Annotated in this window: 13 protein-coding genes, 1 tRNA gene and 1 pseudogene; 9 read left to right on the forward strand and 6 right to left on the reverse strand. The window is 45.9% G+C overall.

The annotated features are described in order from the left end of the window. Positions 1-10: 10 nt before the first annotated feature. Positions 11-688, reverse strand: a complete 678-nt coding sequence (locus QUA80_RS02160; protein ID WP_333420972.1) for an actin-binding WH2 domain-containing protein — start codon at positions 686-688, stop codon at positions 11-13. An 827-nt stretch (positions 689-1,515) separates the two neighbouring features. Next, on the reverse strand, positions 1,516-2,757 hold the full coding sequence (locus QUA80_RS02165; protein ID WP_333420974.1) for a histidine kinase: 1,242 nt from the start codon (positions 2,755-2,757) through the stop codon (positions 1,516-1,518). Between the two features lie 88 nt (positions 2,758-2,845). Here QUA80_RS02165 and QUA80_RS02170 point away from each other — a divergent pair, with 88 nt between their 5' ends. The 3 genes from QUA80_RS02170 to QUA80_RS02180 all read left to right on the forward strand — a co-directional run bounded on the left by QUA80_RS02170 (position 2,846) and on the right by QUA80_RS02180 (position 7,412). Beyond that, positions 2,846-4,534 (forward strand): DUF2079 domain-containing protein, encoded by a 1,689-nt coding sequence (locus tag QUA80_RS02170; protein WP_333420976.1) that lies wholly within the window; start codon positions 2,846-2,848, stop codon positions 4,532-4,534. Between the two features lie 252 nt (positions 4,535-4,786). Further along, the gene (locus tag QUA80_RS02175; RefSeq protein ID WP_333420977.1) at positions 4,787-5,974 is read left to right on the forward strand and encodes a glycosyltransferase family 4 protein; all 1,188 of its coding nucleotides are present in this window, start codon (positions 4,787-4,789) and stop codon (positions 5,972-5,974) included. A 193-nt stretch (positions 5,975-6,167) separates the two neighbouring features. After that, positions 6,168-7,412, forward strand: a complete 1,245-nt coding sequence (locus QUA80_RS02180; protein ID WP_333420979.1) for an MFS transporter — start codon at positions 6,168-6,170, stop codon at positions 7,410-7,412. A gap of 269 nt (positions 7,413-7,681) precedes the next feature. Here QUA80_RS02180 and QUA80_RS02185 read toward each other — a convergent pair. Continuing rightward, positions 7,682-7,755, reverse strand: a tRNA-Arg gene (locus tag QUA80_RS02185). 78 nt (positions 7,756-7,833) lie between these two features. On the opposite strand from QUA80_RS02185, the gene moaC reads away from it, so the two are divergent. The 3 genes from moaC (at position 7,834) to QUA80_RS02200 (ending at position 9,068) form a co-directional block, all read left to right on the forward strand. After that, positions 7,834-8,355 (forward strand): cyclic pyranopterin monophosphate synthase MoaC, encoded by a 522-nt coding sequence (gene moaC / locus QUA80_RS02190; protein WP_333420982.1) that lies wholly within the window; start codon positions 7,834-7,836, stop codon positions 8,353-8,355. Between the two features lie 88 nt (positions 8,356-8,443). After that, positions 8,444-8,701 carry a 2TM domain-containing protein gene (locus QUA80_RS02195; protein ID WP_333420983.1) on the forward strand — a complete coding sequence of 86 codons (258 nt, stop codon included), beginning with the start codon at positions 8,444-8,446 and terminating at the stop codon, positions 8,699-8,701. 64 nt (positions 8,702-8,765) lie between these two features. Further along, positions 8,766-9,068, forward strand: coding sequence for a DUF3181 family protein (locus QUA80_RS02200; protein WP_333420985.1), 303 nt, complete (start codon positions 8,766-8,768; stop codon positions 9,066-9,068). Between the two features lie 74 nt (positions 9,069-9,142). Here the strand turns inward: QUA80_RS02200 and murJ are convergent, their stop codons facing one another. Continuing rightward, positions 9,143-10,756, reverse strand: a complete 1,614-nt coding sequence (gene murJ, locus QUA80_RS02205) for a murein biosynthesis integral membrane protein MurJ (RefSeq protein WP_333420987.1) — start codon at positions 10,754-10,756, stop codon at positions 9,143-9,145. Positions 10,757-10,871: 115 nt separating this feature from the next. Here murJ and QUA80_RS02210 point away from each other — a divergent pair. Both QUA80_RS02210 and QUA80_RS02215 read left to right on the forward strand, forming a co-directional pair. Next, a pseudogene (locus QUA80_RS02210) lies at positions 10,872-11,036 on the forward strand (DUF3095 family protein); the annotation flags it as partial. A gap of 494 nt (positions 11,037-11,530) precedes the next feature. Then, positions 11,531-12,796, forward strand: a complete 1,266-nt coding sequence (locus tag QUA80_RS02215; RefSeq protein ID WP_333420990.1) for a Rid family detoxifying hydrolase — start codon at positions 11,531-11,533, stop codon at positions 12,794-12,796. A gap of 1,043 nt (positions 12,797-13,839) precedes the next feature. On the opposite strand, the gene QUA80_RS02220 is transcribed toward QUA80_RS02215, so the two are convergent. Beyond that, on the reverse strand, positions 13,840-14,505 hold the full coding sequence (locus QUA80_RS02220; RefSeq protein ID WP_333420992.1) for a methyltransferase domain-containing protein: 666 nt from the start codon (positions 14,503-14,505) through the stop codon (positions 13,840-13,842). Positions 14,506-14,530: 25 nt separating this feature from the next. Then, complete coding sequence (locus tag QUA80_RS02225; RefSeq protein ID WP_333420994.1) at positions 14,531-15,874, reverse strand: amino acid permease; 1,344 nt, start codon at positions 15,872-15,874, stop codon at positions 14,531-14,533. A 1,039-nt stretch (positions 15,875-16,913) separates the two neighbouring features. Between QUA80_RS02225 and QUA80_RS02230 the strand changes: the two genes are divergently transcribed. Continuing rightward, positions 16,914-18,029, forward strand: a 1,116-nt coding sequence (locus QUA80_RS02230; RefSeq protein WP_333420995.1) for an IS1634 family transposase, incomplete at its 3' end; no start/stop codon positions are given.

The following is an 18,029-nucleotide window of genomic DNA, read 5'->3' on the forward strand; positions in this document are numbered from 1 at the left end:
TTGGGATTGATTACGATCCTCCCAGAGACATAATTGATTGCCACAAACTCAGATAAAAATTGCTTTCTCGGTTGCGGAACAGTTGAAAAGCCATTCCCGGCGACCCGAAAAACGGTCTCAGCGTCCATCCCAACTGACTGCCAACAAACGCATAGAGTCCCAACCAAAAGCGCAAAATATTTAGCCTGATGTCTTTGCCTTCCGTATCTTGTTCGGACAGAAAGTGCATTCCTTGATAAATGAAACTTACCCCCAAAAATCCTGTGATTGCCATAATAGCAACATTCAGCAACAAATAAAAAGTGTAATTGGTACTGCTGATGAGAAAAAACAGACTGACAGGTGCAAATCCAAACAGCAAAATGCTAATCATCGCCATCGCTGTCATCAACAATGTCAAATACTGTTCAAAAGTTCGTTTTGAACCAAACATGACATTAAAAAAGTACAGCGTGGGAAAGCAGATAATCAGTGTCAGCAAGTAAAGTGCTGGCAGTTTAATTGCTGAAACCAAACATTGCATCCACGTACTAGAGGCACCTAATATCGCTCCGTAAATGCCAAAAAATACGGTACTAGAAATCAACAAACCGAAAATTTTAGATTTGAGCTTGACACCTTGGCGAATTTCTTCGAGAAACTGTTGCCGTTCCCGCAGCAAATACATTACTACTGAAAAATATTTCACGGGCTCTCCTTGTGACTGATGCGACTCCGGATCAGTCATAACTCAAGCTGAGTGCGCTTGGCAAGCTTGTCAAATCAGGACACTCTATGTTAACCAATTATTCTTGGGCCCAGCTCACCACAAACTCAGATGTGGAGGCGTTTTGAGAGATACTTGCAAAGCTAAACGGCTCAAACTGAATACAGGTATGCTTTGTATTCAATTTATCTCCAAATTGTCTCCAAAAAGAGCGATCGGGCAGTCATTTGATACTCAGTTGATACTATGTTTGGTAATTCCGCAGTCATTTTGTATCCAATTTCTAGTCAATCCGACCCCTGGGCAACCCAGAGAATCGACAATAAAAAACCTCAAACCGTTGGTTAATCGTAGGTTTGAGGTTCTTATAGAAAGCATTTGACATTTTTTCTTAAAAAATAAGGCAAACAAACAAGTCGTCTCACATAACTCAATAGCCACAAGACGAGAAATCATGGGGCCATGGTGGCAAAAGAACCCAAATCGATATCGCACAGGGCTTACGCTTACAGCAATTGATCTCAAATGGGTTCTATACAGCGTAACTTGCATAATATTTTCCCACTGCCGCAGCGGACAAAACCAGAGTCACGTCATCTGCATGGTGTGAAAAAAGCAAAAGTTTGTGCAGACTGAGACGATCGCGGTGAAAGCCGATCGCGCGAAAGCGGCTAGAATCTTCCCAGCAGAGTTGTGGATTAGATGAGGGTGAGTAGGTTAATAATTGCGTCTAATTGTGGGCTTAAAGGGGTCATATCTTAGAAATATCCTAGAAATGTTGGACAGTAGCTGAAAGTATTGATATTGGGTTACTTATTTTGAACGGGCAGGGTAAAGTGAAAACAACTGCCTCGATCGGGTACGGAGTCTACCCAAATTTGACCGTAGTGGGCGCGGATGATCCCTTGACACAGGGAGAGTCCAATGCCGTAACCGTTTGTTGATTTATCTCGCTGCAAGCGAAAGCTGTCTTCAAAAATGCTCTCGCAATTTTCTTCAGGAATTCCCGGGCCGCTGTTGCAAATGCTGACTTGAACTTTGTAAGCGGTGCGGTGGAGAATTGAAAGATTAACAGTTCCTCGGTCTGGCGTGTACTTGCTGGCGTTGTCAAGCAAGTTGACCACGACTTGTTTGATGCGATCGGGATCGGCATAAATCAAGGGCAAATCTGTGGGAATGTCTGTTTGCAAGTTCAGACTTTTCTCCTGGAATTTGTCTTGAAACTGCAAGATTACGTCTTGACAAATCGCCCCCAGTTCGATTTTTTTTGGTTCAATGTGAAGTTGAGCGTTTGTACCCCGGGCTGCTTCCAGGATATCTGTAATCATGCGATCGACTATCCGGATTTGGCGGCGGGCTTGTTTCATCAAATGAGCCGCCAGAGTCGGTGTCAAACGCGGCTTTTCCCCCTGTTTCACCTTCTGACTTGACTCAATAGTTTCCAAAGCCAAAGATGCGGCCGTCAAGGGATTGCGCAAGTCGTGAGCTAGCATCGCAATAATCCGGTCTTTCAACTGCAATTGCTCTTGCAGGCGTTCTTTTTCCTGTTTTAGGCGAAAAACTTCATCGGATAGCTGCAGGAGTTCGGCGGCGCAAGCAACGGAATAGATTGGTTTTGGATTGGCTAGACTTGCAGCTAGAGCTGGGGCAGACTCTTGCCCAGGTGCGTATTCTTCTAGAGAACGCTGCCAGCGGGGCCACCAGTGTTCGAGTTGGGCGATCAAATTGCTGCCGGCGAGAGTTTGTCGCGGCTCAGGATGAATTTTGAGCAGCGAGGGAGTGGCTACAAGTTTAAAGTGTTCGGCTAAATCCGGCTGTTCTCCTACGTCGATGATTTGAAGTTCAAAGTCGCACTCTGCCTTCAAATCTTTGAGGTACTTGCGGATGTGTCTGGTTTGTTCCCGGGAAGAGGGACGCTTGTCTACGAACAGCAAAAGCTGTAGAAGCTGTGCAGAATTTGCCGGCGGTTCGGGAGAACAGTCGGTATTGCTGGTGCTGGGTGTTGGATGGACGCTGTTGAGCTTTTCGATCGGGTGAAAATAATTGACCATTGCCGAGCCGAGTTATTTCACTTCTACTTTAATTTAATACTTACTTTAGATTTGTGCTATTGTCCGATAATTTCATTATGGCGGGCCGATGATATTTTTGAGATGGAAGAAAAATGAGTCGCTGCGGGTGGTGGTTCAAGTGGCGGCCGCCTTTTTTGTGCTGTGCTTGTTGCTGACCCTGCACCGCTACTACAGCTTTTACGCTACTTACGACCAAGGCATTTTCAATCAACTTTTTTGGAACGGCACTCGGGGTCACTTGTTTGAGAGTTCCCTCTCTTCGGCTTTGTCCACTAATGTCGTTCATCAAAACCAGCTCCCGTCCGTATCTTACTACCGGTTGGGACAACATTTCACTCCGGCGCTGATGCTGTGGCTGCCAATTTACTCGCTGTTTCCCTCCCCCGTCACTTTGACTGTGTTGCAGGTAACTTTAATTACCGCGGCTGGAGGAGTTCTCTACGCTCTCGCCAGACACTATCTGGAACCGAGGCTGTCGGCGACAATTGTTGTGAGCTATTACTGCGCTAACGCGGTTATCGGCCCGACTTTGGGCAATTTTCACGATGTTTGTCAAATTCCGCTGTTTGTCTTCGGCTTGCTGCTGGCGATGGAGAAGCGCTGGTGGTGGCTGTTTGGGATTCTGGCAACTTTAATTTTGGCCGTGCGAGAAGATTCGGGAATTGTTTTGTTTGGCGTCGGATTTTACATGATTTGCAGTCGGCGCTACCCTTGGACTGGCTTGGCTGTCTGCATACTCAGTTTTAGTTACACGATCGTCCTGACTAATCTGATTATGCCTTTGTTTTCTGCTGACATATCCCAGCGGTTTATGATGGAGCGCTTCGGTCAATATGCCGATGGAGAGGAAGCTTCGACTCTCGAAATTATTTGGGGAATGGTGAGCAATCCCGGGCGGTTGGTGGCTCAATTATTTACGCCGTTTTTTGCTAAGATTAGATACCTGCTTGGCCAGTGGTTGCCATTAGCTTTGGTTCCAGCTTTCGCGCCTGCGTCTTGGATGATAGCTGGATTTCCGCTGCTTAAGCTATTTTTAGCGAAAGGAGAGTCGGTGCTGGCGATTAATATTCGCTATGCGATGACTGTGGTTCCAGGGCTTTTTTATGGGGCAATTTTGTGGTGGGCTAACCGTCAAAAGGAAGAAGATAGAATGGTGATAGAGGAAAGACTGTTTTTGCGTTTTCCTTCTGCTTTATTTCCTCTGCCTTCGTCTTCAAAGTTTCGCCGTTTTTGGGCGTTTTGCATCTGCTTGTCGCTATTTTTTACCTTCACGTCAAACCCAAATCGGACTTTTTCTTTGATTTTGCCCGATGCGATCGACCCTTGGGTGCAGGTTCCTCTTGTCAGACAATGGCAGCACGTTTTGCAAGTCCGGCCGCTGTTGGCTCAAATTCCTGCTGATGCTAGCGTGGCTGCGACGAATACTATTGTGCCGATTTTGTCAAGCCGCCGGGAAATTCTCAGGTTTCCGATGTTTGAACTGCGCAATGATGCGGGGAAGGCCGTGAAGATGGAATATGTAATTGCCGATATCTGGCAGTTGCAGCAGTATCAGGCTGCGTTTCGCCGAGAACGCCGACAGTTGCAGGAGATTGTACCGGCGATCGATCGAATGTCCAAATCTGGAGAGTACGGAATTGTTGGCTTTGAAGACGGCACGATTTTGATGCGTCAGGGTGCTGTTTCTAACTCTGCATCGGCTGCTGCTTGGAGCCGTTTTCGCCGCGAATTGGAGCCGATTTTGAAGAAAGGGTAAGCGGGTAGGCGCGATCGCCATTGCTTTCTTGAGTCACTCAAATCTTGAGGAAACCTGTTTTTTTTCAGGCAATGGCGATCGAGCAATTTCCTGCAAAAACCAGGTTTATGCATGATTTTCCGTCCTTGTTGCTGCCAAAAGTCAGGCCTTGGGCCTCCACTTGCGAACCGCTCAAATTAGAGGCTGGTTATTATACAATAAATCTGTTAATCATAAACATTAAGATATATAAAATCTTTGGAGGCGAGAAAAATGAAAATTTTGGTATTGGCATGGGAGTTTCCTCCCAGAATCGTAGGCGGTATCGCCCGCCACGTATCGGAACTGTATCCAGAATTGGTAAAGCTGGGCCACGAAATTCACTTAATTACAGTAGAGTTCGGCCACGCGCCGATGTACGAAGTGGTGGAAGGAATACGGGTGCATCGGGTGGTGGTGGGGCACGCCAGGGACTTTTTTCACTGGGTGGCGAACCTCAACCAAAGCATGGGCCACCAAGGCGGGAAACTGATGCTGGAGGAAGGCCCCTTTGATATCATCCACGCTCACGATTGGTTAGTGGGAGATGCGGGAATCGCGCTCAAGCATACCTTTAAAGTACCGCTAATTGCCACGATCCACGCCACCGAATACGGCCGCTTCAACGGCCTCCACAATGACGGGCAGCGCTACATTAACGCCAAGGAAAACGACCTCGCTTACAACGCTTGGCGGGTAATTGTTTGCAGCGATTATATGCGGCGTGAAGCCGAACGGGTACTATCTACTCCGTGGAACAAAATAGAAGTAATTTACAACGGAATTAGACCAGAGAAAAAACCCCGATGGCACGAATTTGACGCGATGAATTTCCGCCGCCAGTTTGCTGCTGACGATGAGAAAATAGTCTATTATGTAGGAAGAATTAGCTATGAAAAAGGCATTTCTGTATTTCTCAATGCTGCACCTAAAGTAATTTGGGAGATGGGCGGTCATGCAAAAATTGTAATTGTTGGCGGCGGCAATACAGACCATCTAAAACATTTAGCTTGGCATTTAGGAATTTGGAATAAGTGTTATTTTACTGGGTTTATGTTTGAGGAACATCTCGACAAATTCCAGACGGTGGCTGACTGCGCGGTTTTCCCCAGTCTTTACGAACCTTTTGGGATTGTAGCGTTAGAAAGCTTTGCCGCAAGGGTGCCCGTGGTCGTTTCGGATGCCGGCGGACTTCCAGAGGTGGTGCTGCACACTAAAACTGGCGTTGTTACTGAGGCAAACAATCGGGATTCTTTGGCCTGGGGAATTTTGGAGGTTTTGAAAAATCCGGGTTACGCGCAGTGGTTGGTTGACAATGCTTATGAGGATTTGGAACGCCGGTTTAGTTGGCCGAAGTTGGCGATGGAAACTCAGTGGGTTTATGAACGGGTGGTGGAGGAAAGGGCTGAGGTTGATTGGTAAAAATGCTCTTTTTTGAGAGTTGAGAGTTGACAGTTGACGGTTGACTGTTAAAGGTTGACAGTTGACGGTTGACGGTTGACAGTGACTCGAATATCAACTTTTTTGGTGCAAATCTTAAGAATTTGTAACACAATGATAGAGACACTCGAACTTACTTTGAGCGCACTCAAAAGATTTAAAGGGAATTAGCATCTTGAATATTTTTAGGGACATCGATCCCCAACCCAGACGCAGCTTACTGATTTTATTCACCGCAGGTCTGCTATTCTGGTCGAGTTTGGCTTCGCTACTGCCAACTTTGCCCCTGTACGTTCAATTTGTGGGTGGCACAAAACAGCAAATTGGCTTTGTGATGGGTGCATTTGCGATCGGACTTTTGCTATCGAGGCCACCGTTGGGTAAAATAGCCGACAGCAGGGGGCGAAAACAAGTTTTGCTGCTAGGCGCGGCAGTCGCTGCGATCGCCCCTTTGGGCTACCTGTTAGCTCAATCTATCCCCTTACTGTTACTTATTCGCGCTTTTCACGGCATTAGTATCGCCGCTTTTACCACAGCTTACAGCGCTTTGGTAACAGATTTGTCGCCGCCAGGAAAGCGCGGCGAATTAATCGGTTACATGAGCTTGGTGAGTCCTATTGGTCTAGCATTTGGCCCGGCTATTGGCGGATTTGTGCAAGCTTGGGTTGGTTATACTCCTTTGTTTGCGATGTCGGCGGTTTTCGCTGTAACTGCTGTATTTTTCACCTGCAAAATTGCGGAACCTAATTTGGCAGATTTAACAAAATCGGACTCCCTATCGGAGGACAAAAATAGCCAAAAATACTGGGAAATGCTCTGGAACCCTAGAGTGCGGATTCCGGCTGTAGTGTTATTGGTGGTTGGTTTGGTATTCGGAACTTTGAGCACTTTTATGCCTTTGTTTATCCAAGAAACCAAGGCTAATTTGAATGCTGGATTATTTTATTCTACGGCTGCTATCGCCAGTTTCGGTATGCGGTTAGTTACGGGGCGGGCTTCGGACAAATACGGCCGCGGCTTGTTTATTTCTGGCGGATTAATCTGTTATGCCGTCTCTATGTTATTGTTGTATTTTGCTAACAACAGCAGTGCTTTTTTAATCGCCGCTTTGGTTGAAGGTTGCGCGGGCGGTACGGTTATGCCGATGATGGTAACGCTGATGTCGGACAGGTGCGAACCTCATGAAAGGGGCCGCTTGTTTTCGCTTTGTATTGGCGGATTTGATTTGGGAATTGCGATGGCTGGGCCGACTTTAGGCTTTGTTGCTGAACAAGTTGGCTACAGAAATATGTTTGGTTTGGCGGCTGGACTCGCTGGCATGGCTTTCCTGATTTTTATTACTCAGTCTAACAAGGGCTTGTCTAATTCGATGAAATTTGCGATCGGTCGAGGCAAAGATTTTTATGCTTTGAATCGATAGATCTAACAGAAAAAAGAAGCAAGAGGCCATCATGGGACTTAAAAAAAATCGGTTTCTCCCAAAACATCGTGAATCTATGCGACAGATATTGAGGCAGAAACCGGGTTTTTGTCCCCGCGCACTATTCTCACAAACAGGCAAGATGCCTGTGAACCGAAGAGTGAGGTTTCTTGTAAAATACCAATTAAAAAAGTTATGAGTCTTGAATGTTGAGTTGAATTAATTTCTTAATTCAAAACTCAGAACTCAAAACTCATAACTTTTATTAGTGGGCTTGGAGGGATTCGAACCCCCGACCTCATGGTTCGTAGCCATGCACTCTATCCAACTAAGCTACAAGCCCCTGTTGAGTTCAGATTTAATCTAAAATTGATTAAGTTCTTTTCTCACAGAATCTAACATTAACACCATTACCAAAATAATGCAAGACCTTTCGCCAACTTTTTCTAAACTGCCCGATGCGGCACAGCTAACTCACCTCGACAGCAGCGGAGAAGCCCAAATGGTAGACGTTTCAGCGAAGGAGCCCAGTGTGCGACAAGCTGTGGCCGCGGGCCGGGTGCGGATGTTGCCGGAGACGTTTGCGGCGATTGAAGCGGGGAATGCGCCGAAAGGTGATGTGTTGGGGACTGCAAGGCTGGCTGGAATTATGGCGGCGAAACAGACTGCACATTTGATTCCTCTGTGCCACCCTCTGCCGCTGAGTAGCGTGGAGGTGCAGGTGATAGCGGATGCTGGGTTGCCGGGGTATCAAATACGGGCGACGGTGAAAATTAAGGCGGAAACAGGGGTGGAAATGGAGGCGCTGACGGCGGTTTCGGTGGCGGCGCTGACTTTGTACGATATGGCGAAAGGATTGGAAAAGTCGATCGCCATTGAATCGATTCGACTGGTGAGTAAAAGCGGCGGCAAGTCAGGGGACTATCAAAATTTAGAGGCTTAATTTTTCGGCCTTGAGAGGGATGTAGAATTCAAAAAGCTGCACTTAAGATTAAAATAGGCACGGAACTACTAATATCAAGTGAAAAACTATGCCTCCTCGTTGGCCCCGCAAACCCGATCGCAACGATCCAGAGTACCGCCGCTTAGATGACCGCATGAATTTTGCCATCCACGTCGGTCTTTTTTCTGCTACCAATTCTGGTTTGTGGTTTGTTCACAATTTGCAAAAGGCTGATTGGCCTTGGGCAATTTCGGTAACGGGTGGATGGGCTCTAGTAGTTTTGGCCCACGCGGTTTACATTTTTGCGATCGCCGATTATTCTCCCCTCACCAAAGATTCTGGCTGAAGGCAGCGGTGGGCGATTTGTTAAGTCTTTTGATTGGTAACAAATAACTTTCGGCTTTTTTGATATGGCTAATACTACACAGGCGATCGAATCCTTAGCAGCCGAAATCGGCGAAAATGTCTACATGGACATTGCCAAGTGGCATTTGTATCTTAGTAATGCTCACCTGCATACGGTTGTTGCCCAACAACTTTACCCGATGCTGGAAGATGGCAATTTAGATGAAGATAAAGTTGGACAAGTTTTGCAAGGAATTCCAGTCAAATTGGGCGGCGGCAAGCGGGAAGTGCCGCTGGCAGATTTAATTCCGATGCAGTGTCAAGTTCAGTTGATGGATGTGCTTGAGGAATTTCAGCGGAAGATGTAAAGTAAAGGGCGGATTTGGTAAACAAATTGTGGGCGTTGTGTCTGGTATTTCGCCCTTAACCCGCGCCGACAATTTTATTTGCGAAAACGCCCCCGAATGCGATTGACAAACATATCAACTTCCGGCAACTTCATCTGACTGACAAACAGGGCAAAAACTCCTAACCCTACAAAACTTGCTACACTCAACTGCACTAATTGAACTACCAAACCTTCAGTACCCAAAACTCTTTGACAGGTTTGCAGAGTAGCCAAGGTAACGAAAGCAGTTAGACAACTCCCAGAAGTTAACCCCAGAAAAGGCAAACTCCACTGCCCCCAAGGCAGGCCGCCCAGCTTTTTATCTAATAAGTACAAAAGCATAACCATCGAAAGAAGATTCACTCCCACCGTCGCCAAAACTAATCCGGGCGCCCCAAAAGCTCCAACCAACAAATAATCCAAAAGAGCGTTTAAAAAGATATTGATAATACTGATGCGAAAAGGGGTTTCCCCGTCTCCCAAAGCGTAAAATACCCGTACCACAACGTCGCGTCCCAAATACACAAACATTCCAATACTGTAAGCCATCAAGATCGGCGTGACAAACTCCGAGGCTGACCGATCGAAAGCATAGCGTTCGTAAACAACGCGGACGATCGGTCCAGCCAGCGTTACCATTAAAGCACTCAGCGGCAGCATCGTAAGGGCAGTCAAAATTAAAGATTGACGAATTCGATCTTTTAATTCCGGCCAATCTCTCGGATCGGTGAGGCGAGAAAATATCGGCAAAAATGGCACTAAAATTACATTAGAAATGATGCCTAAAGGCGTCATAACTAACAAGCCGCTGTAACCCATCGCAGAGGCAGCTTGAGGGATGTAGGATGCGAAAAATAGGTCAGTATAAACATTTATTTGCAGCATTCCTGATGATAAGGTAGCAGGAACCATCACCTTAATTACTTCTTGCACTCCGGGGCGTTTAAAATTAAACCGCAAGCGCAATGTTCCCAAGCCGGCGCGCCACTGCGCCGCTAGTTGCACCAACCACTGCAAAACTGCTCCCGCTAGAGTTCCCCAAGCTAACACTAAGCCGCCGATTAGTGAGTATTCTGGCTGAATAATTTTGTCTCCGAGTTGCAGTGCGAGAATCCCCAAACCCCCGACAAGTGCAACGCTAGAAAATAAAGGGCTAATCGAAGGCAACCAGTACATATCGGCGGCATTGAGAGTGCCGAAACCAATACCAATTAAGCCTGAAAGTAAGGCCATCGGTGCCATAATCTGAAATTGCTGGACGGCAATTGCTTTAATTTGTAAACCTTCTGCTGTTCTATTTAATCCAGGTGCTACCAAATCGATCAGCGGATCGGCAAAAATAATTAAAGCGACTGTTACCAATAGCAGCAAGCCACCGACTAAAGTGGTGATAGTCTCGACTAAGGGTGCTGCTTCTTTTTTATCGCGGCGGGCTAAAACGCTGACTATGGCGCTGTGAAATGGCCCGTTAATGCCTCCGAGCAAAATAAATAAGAAACCGGGGATAACGTAGGCGTAGTTGTAGGCATCGACGGCGACACCGACTCCAAAGGCTGCGGCGATCGCAATTTGGCGCACCAATCCAAAGACTTTGCTAATTAGAGTGGCGACTGCGACAATGCCGGCAATCCCCGCTAGGGAACGAGAGGGCTTCTGGGTTTCAGACACAAATAGTTACAAACGCAAGTGCTAACAGGCTTCACTAAGTTTAATAGCAAATCTGGAAAATGATAACATGAATTCAGAAAAATTATATTTCTAATTATCTTTTCTTGCTAATTTTGGTGATATTACTGAGCCCGAGAACTTTATTGATATGCCGGATGCCTGGTACATTCTTGTCACAGATATTCGCGGTTCGACGCAAGCGGTAGAAGCCGGACGTTACCAAGATGTTAACTTATTGGGGGCTTGTTCGATCGTTGCTGTTTTGACTGTCGCTGGTTAAACATAGATGCGGTTTGTGTTGGTGGCGATCGCGATTCTGTGTTAATTTGGTCGCAAATTTTACCCGCTGCGAAAGAAGCTTTTCTGGCGGTGAAAGAAGTGGTAAAAAGCGAATCTAACCTAGTTTCCGAGTTGGCGCAGTCGCGGTAACAATTGCACTCGCAGCTAAGTTTAGGGTAAAAACATTAGAACTCCGCAAGTTCCGCAGGAAGTCAAAGACAGAGCCTCGAACGGCCAGGCAGAAGGCGCATAGCTGGCAGGTTTAAAAAATAGCTGATCCGTATGAATTGGACTCCACAAATAGTGAGACAGGTTTTACATGAATGGCAAAAGCTTGGTAACGAAGGGCTTGGGAAATTGTGGAAAATACTGGGTTTATCTATCTTTTTATGACCAAAATATTGGTCGGAATGAATAAATTGAATTGGAGTAGCAGCAGAACAAAAAAATGGTATACTGATTTTTGGGACTGGAGGGCGATCGTCGAGGTTTTGAATGAACGCTGAAGAACTTTTAAAAATATACGCAGCAGGACAACGCGACTTTCAGGGAGCAGACTTAAGTGGGCTCGACCTCAAAGGTGCAAATCTGAGTGCAACAAACCTACAGAATGCAAATTTATCGGGAGCTGAGTTGAGTGAGGCAACTTTGAACAATGCAAACCTTGATGGAGCAAACTTCAGTAGAGCATCCCTGCTAGGAACAAATTTAGTCGGGGTAAAAGGTAATGCCAACTTCAGTTTGGCAGACCTCAGCGGTGCTGACTTGAGTAGGGCAAATTTGTATGGTTCCAACTTGAGTAATACTAAGTTGAACCATGCAAACTTGAGTGATGCCGAATTAGTCGGGGCACAGTTAACGAAAACTTCCTTCAAGGAAGCAAATTTAAGTAGAGTAAATCTGACAAGCTCAAAATTAACGGGAGCCAACTTGACTGGAGCAGAATTGAGTCAAGTGAACTTAAAAGGTGTTAGTCTCCAAGAAGTCAATTTTCAGAGAGCTAAACTCCGAGGTGTCAATCTATCTGGATTTAACTTATCAGGAATGAATCTGGGTGAGGCGGATCTTAGTGCAGCAGACCTCACAGGGACTAATTTGAAAAAAGCCTGTATGAAAAGGACAAATCTAAAAAAAGCTAGCCTTAAACAAGCAAGTATAATGCTAGCAAATTTGGAGGGAGCCAACTTTGAGAAAGCAGACTTAACTGATGCTAAGACTTATGGTTGGAATATTAAAAATGCAGACTTCACTGGTGCTATAATGCCCGATGGAGAAATCTACGAGCCTGACACTTCCGAACCAGAAATCTCAGAACCAGAAATCGACTACAAACCGGAAACCTCTCAACAAGAATCCCAAAAAGTGACATCTATGACGCGCAAAATTATTCGTACTGACAAAGCACCCGCACCCGTGGGCCCTTACAATCAAGCCATTGCCGCTACGGGCACTATGCTGTTTGTAGCCGGCCAAATTGCGATCGACATTAGACTAAACGATATTGTCTACACCGACGATGTGGCAAAACAAACCGAACAAGTTATGGCAAATATCGAAGCCATTCTCGCAGAAGCCGGCGCGACTTGGTTGGATGTGGTAAAAACTACGGTTTTCCTCAAAGATATGAATGATTTTGCCGCTGTGAATGCGGTTTATGCCAAGTATTTTGATGAGGCAACTGCACCGGCGCGCGCTTGTGTCGAGGTTTCGCGTTTGCCGAAAGATGTGTTAGTGGAAATTGACTGTATTGCGGTTATTTAACGTGAGTTAGACTGCTGACAATCAAGCATCCAGGATACAAGCCCCCGGATTCATCCGTCCAGAAATAAAAAACCTGTATCCGATAAAGGAGCCCCCGGATTTATCCGTGGGGTCAATGCTTCTCTTCTCAAATCTCAAATCTCAAATCTCAAATCGATCGTCCAGAAATAAAAAACCTGTATCCGATAAAGGAACCCCCGGATTTATCCGTGGGGTCAATGCTTCTCTTCTCAAATCTCAAATCTCAAATCTCAAATCTCAAATCTCAAATCTCAAATCTCAAATCTCAAATTGATTGACCTGGCCGGAAAATCTATCGACGTGCAAGGTATGTAGAGTCTGACAAAATTGCCTCGACTGACTGCAATATCACTGTCGGAATTGGGCGTACAAGTCAGCACAGTTCACCAATATCTTCGCTCGAAACAAGCGAGGGAGCGCGCCAACCACTAATATTATTTCCTGTCGATTATCGCTAATACGGTAGGGGCTGCCCTCACGAAAAATATCTGCCAAAAATCTCCAATTTCAAAAACCCGCCCTTTTAATCGCGGTCACTCGATCGGACATGATATAACTGAGCAAGATCGGAATTTGCGCTCATCGACCGGACAATATCTTTTACCCCAACTAACTGAAAGTGGAAATAGGAGGGTAAATATCATAGAGAGATGACTTTTGAGGCTGGTATGTGTACGCAATTAGATGGGAGACTAGATTCACCATAAGAATAGAGATTTTCAGTCTTGTCTATTGCAGTTGACACAGAAAAGAGTCTTTAACCGATCGTTGACTGACTCAATTATTTCTTTTTGATTAAGTCGCATTTTATCGAAAGGGGCAAGAGTTTATTTTTCATGTTTGATGCGGAACTTACCCGACGTGCGGGGTAAGTTCCGCATCAAACATCCAAACATCGGCAGGATCGCGGTTTTTTGGGCAAGCTTCAGCCTGCTGAGGTAGCGAAGATCGGGTTCTGATGAAGATTTGGTTTGATGCCAGATTGTCCGCCATTAATCACCGATCAAGCTGCGATAGTCTCACTATTTCAAATTAGCAGGAGGAGTTTCAGGTACAACCCAGTAGTAGACTGTTCTGTCGTCCACTTTTACTACCTGCTCAGGTTTCCAGTCGCCCATATCGAATTCATGAGACACAATGCGCGTACCTGGTTTTAATTCACTGAGTAATTTGGGGCGCAGTTTTACGTTGAGTTCTGGCAAGAGATAAAGCGTGACAACTGTTGCCTCACTGAAGTCTGTTTGGAATAAATCTTCCTGACGAAACTGGACGCGATCGGTCACGCCAGCCTTTTTGGCGTTCTCGTTAGCTTCTCGAATGCGTTCTGGGTTGATGTCAATACCAATGCCCCGCGCCCCAACCTTTTGAGCGGCTGCAATCACAATCCTACCGTCGCCACTACCTAGGTCGTAAACCACGTCATTGGATTGCACGTTTGCCAGCCGCAGCATTTCATTCACAACTGCTACAGGCGTTGGAACGTAAACGACATCGGGTTGACGGGTGGGAGCTTCTGTTGTGGGGCTAGGAGTCGCTTGAGCCAGATCGGAAACAGAATTAGTTGGGGATGTGGCAGCCGGAGTTGGAGCCACTGTCTCAAAGTTACGTTGTTCGGTACAGCCGATCGCAGCAAAACTGAGAATGCTAACGCCGACAAAGAGTGATTGCCTAATGGTTTTGAGTTGCACGATCGTAAATCTCCAAAAAAAGTTGCTATGTAGTATGACGGACAAAGGGAAGACCCAGTAGAACGACGATGACCCCTGCGATCGCGCCGATGCCTGTATAGACCAGACTGGAATAGAGCAAATAGCCACAAATAGCGCAGAACACTATGGGAACGATCGGGTAAAGCGGTACGCTAAACGGGCGGAGTCGATCGGGTTCTCGAATGCGTAAAACAATTAACGACAGGGTGCCGATCGAAAAGAAAAACCAGAAGATGGGCGCAGTGTAGTCCACCATCGTTTCAAATCCTTTGCGGGTGAAGGTTCCCAGCCCAATCAGCGTCAGCGCGATCGCACCTTGCAATAAATAAGCGGTCGTCGGTGAACTCGGATGCGGGTGCCAGCGTCCCAACCAGCGAAACGCAGACATATCCTGCCCCAGAGCAAAGCTGCTGCGTGCGCCCGTAAAGATAGTGCCGTTGATCGACCCCAGCGTGGCGATCGCAACCAGCAAACTCACAAAGGCGGCTCCCGGTTCACCCAGCACTCGCCGCAGTAAATCTGCTGCAACGGCTTGAGAGCCTGCCATACCTGCGATACCCAATCCCTGCAGATATGCCAGATTGATCAGCACGTAAAGTCCTGTAATGATGCCAATGCTCCAAAGGAACGATCGCACGATATTGCGTTGCGGGTTGTGAATTTCGGCAGAAATGTAAGCAGCTTCATTCCAACCCCCATAGGACAGCAACACAAAGACCAGCGCTAAGCCCCAGGAAGAGGTAGGGGAAGCATCGGAGGAAAGGGGTCCGACGGCAGGAGGGGAGGATGCCAGACCAACCACGATCACCAGCAGCAAGCCTAAAACGAGTATCACCGCTAGCCAGTTCTGGAGGCTTTTACTCTGGCGCAGTCCAATGATGTTCAGCATTGTGAGCAGGGCGATCGCGACTGCTGCGTAAATTGCAGGCGAGTAGCCACCTAGTGGAAGTAGCTCAGAGGCATAGTCGCCAAACACAAATGCCAGCAGCGCGATCGATCCAGTCTGAATCACGGTCATGCGCGCCCAGGCAAATAAAACTGCGATCGGTTGCCCAAATGCCCGTTTCAGGTAGTAGTAGTTGCCGCCGACATGGGGATATGCCGTTGCCAATTCGGCGTAGCAAAGTGCCCCCAGCAATGACACAACACCGCCTATCAGCCAGACTCCTATGACACCACCAACCGTTCCGGTATTAGCAGCGACCAGAGCAGGGGTTTCAAAAATTCCTGCGCCGATTACTAGCCCGACAATCAAGGCGATCGCATCAATTAGAGTAATAGAGGGTTTTGGAGTCCCTGTTTGGGGTTCGTTACGTTCCACCAGTGCAGTGTTCTCTAATCTATCCACAGTTTTAGCTTCTCAACGAGTAGAATTTTTAACGACACCCAGGCGTAAAGCAATTTCCGTTTTGCCCAAAAATCCGACGCCCGCTCAGAAGAATTAGAATTCCTGCGATACCAGAAATTAAAAATAATTGCTGGAAACGTGAATTGTTCATCCTCAAAAACCTATTTAAAATAGGGTTGACAATCAAGGTCTACTCTTAGCGTCAACAGCAAATGTGACTCAAAGGTGACAATTCCCACATTTTTCCAATTAATTACTCAGAGCAGGTGCCCGTGCTTCGATTGTTTGCAGGATAATCAAACCAGAACGAACCATTGCTTGCAGTTGAGGTAGCATCTACCAAATCCGCGTCACTCCTGAAATCAATACACGATCGCTTCGATCGCCAACCAGACAACCGCACAGATAATCCATACACGAGACTCAGCCTTTTGTAAGATGATCGGCTCTACACGATCTTGCACAATAGCAATCATGTTGTTGAATGGTGAGAAGCACTGGATTGCTAGATCGGGGCTTGGTATTGTCGGCAAATTTTCGGCTTAAAAGTGATTAAACGACGATCGATCGTGTCTGCAAGAAAAAGTGATTTGAACGGGTGGATAAGCGGTGTTAGCTGTTTTCTTTGATTCACAAAAATTGATGGCAATTGGAGCGTAGCTCAAAAGTAATTAACAGGTAAAAAGGCATGAAACGAACAAACATTCTTAAAACCCACATTCCGCACCCCAAACTGGCACATAGTCGGATTGAGGGGGTAAAAGTGAATCACCCGAGACAAGGGTGAGTAAAAATACTCAATAATTTTGGTCACACTCCAATCATGAGGGCTGAAAATTTCTGACAAGAGAAGTGAAGGCATGAGTTAAATCTGATACGAGTTAAAATGGCGAGCGGTAGAAAACGAAGTTTATGGCGTATTCGTAACCTGATTGATGACGAAAATGCGTTAATTGCGCTCGCAACCATAGCCAATAATCACCAAAAACAGTGTAAACTAGCAATCGCGATAAACGCTTAAATCAGGATTCAGCAGCCCATGCAGAAAGCATCCCAGATAAAAGTAGAAAACCTAGATCATCTGGGCTTGATAGCCGGTCTAGTTGATGAAATAGGAATTGTTGAAAAAATCAATGAATTAGTAGGCGAACAACCGGGTGAGATAGTCAGTCCCGGCCTGGTAGTTAAAGCCATGATCATCAATGGATTAGGGATGGTTTCCGCCCCATTATACTTATTTTCTAAATTTTTTGAAGGGAAAGCAACAGAACATTTACTTGGAGCAGGGATTCAAGCATCACATTTAAATGATGACCGCTTAGGAAGAGTATTAGATAAATTATATTTAGCAGGAATTACAGAAATATTTACAACCATTGCCCTGTCAGCAGCTCAAAAATTCGAGATAAATACCGACACATCTCACCTCGACTCAAGTTCATTTCATCTACATGGCAAATATGAACAAGAATTGCCATCAGTATCTTTTGCTAAAACAGAAATGGATAGCAATCAGTTAGATAATTCATCAATCAACCATCAAACATCCCCAATACCAATTCAAATTACCTACGGCTACTCTCGTGACCATCGTCCCGACTTAAAACAATTTATTTTAGACCTAATTTGTAGTGGAGATGGAGATGTGCCACTATTTTTACGAGTAGCTTCAGGAAACGAATCAGATAATTCCATATTCGCCTCAATCTGTCAAGACTTTAAAAACAAATTAAATCTCGACAGTTTAATGGTAGCTGACAGTGCATTATATACCGCTCCCAATTTAGAAATGTTAACCAATTTAAGATGGTTAACTCGTGTACCACTAAGCCTGAAACAAGCGCAGCAACTGGTGTCTCAGCTAAATGAATCAGAATTCACTGAAAGTTCAATAACGGGATATCGTTGGTCAGAACACAAAAGTAATTATGGTGGAATTGCACAAAGATGGTTAGTAGTAGAGAGCAGTTTGCGTCGTGATGCCGACCAACGTAAATTAGAAAAAAAACTCAAAAAAGCTGAAATTGAGGGTCAGAAAAAGTTGCGAGAGTTATCCAATATTGAATTTGCTTGTGACACCGATGCCTTGTCAGCAGCACGTCGTTTATCTACAGAACTAAAATATCATAATTTAACCCAAATTAGTAGCAGACAA

This window comes from Microcoleus sp. F4-D5 (genome assembly GCF_036704885.1).
Classification (GTDB): domain Bacteria; phylum Cyanobacteriota; class Cyanobacteriia; order Cyanobacteriales; family Microcoleaceae; genus Microcoleus.

What these genes read in the sequence shown, in the direction of transcription:
- QUA80_RS02165 (WP_333420974.1), bottom strand. Translation starts at nt 2,757, where the DNA reads ATGGTCAATTATTTTCACCCGATCGAAAAGCTCAACAGCGTCCATCCA.
- QUA80_RS02170 (WP_333420976.1), top strand. Translation starts at nt 2,846, where the DNA reads ATGATATTTTTGAGATGGAAGAAAAATGAGTCGCTGCGGGTGGTGGTT.
- QUA80_RS02175 (WP_333420977.1), top strand. Translation starts at nt 4,787, where the DNA reads ATGAAAATTTTGGTATTGGCATGGGAGTTTCCTCCCAGAATCGTAGGC.
- moaC (WP_333420982.1), top strand. Translation starts at nt 7,834, where the DNA reads ATGCAAGACCTTTCGCCAACTTTTTCTAAACTGCCCGATGCGGCACAG.
- QUA80_RS02195 (WP_333420983.1), top strand. Translation starts at nt 8,444, where the DNA reads ATGCCTCCTCGTTGGCCCCGCAAACCCGATCGCAACGATCCAGAGTAC.
- QUA80_RS02200 (WP_333420985.1), top strand. Translation starts at nt 8,766, where the DNA reads ATGGCTAATACTACACAGGCGATCGAATCCTTAGCAGCCGAAATCGGC.
- QUA80_RS02215 (WP_333420990.1), top strand. Translation starts at nt 11,531, where the DNA reads ATGAACGCTGAAGAACTTTTAAAAATATACGCAGCAGGACAACGCGAC.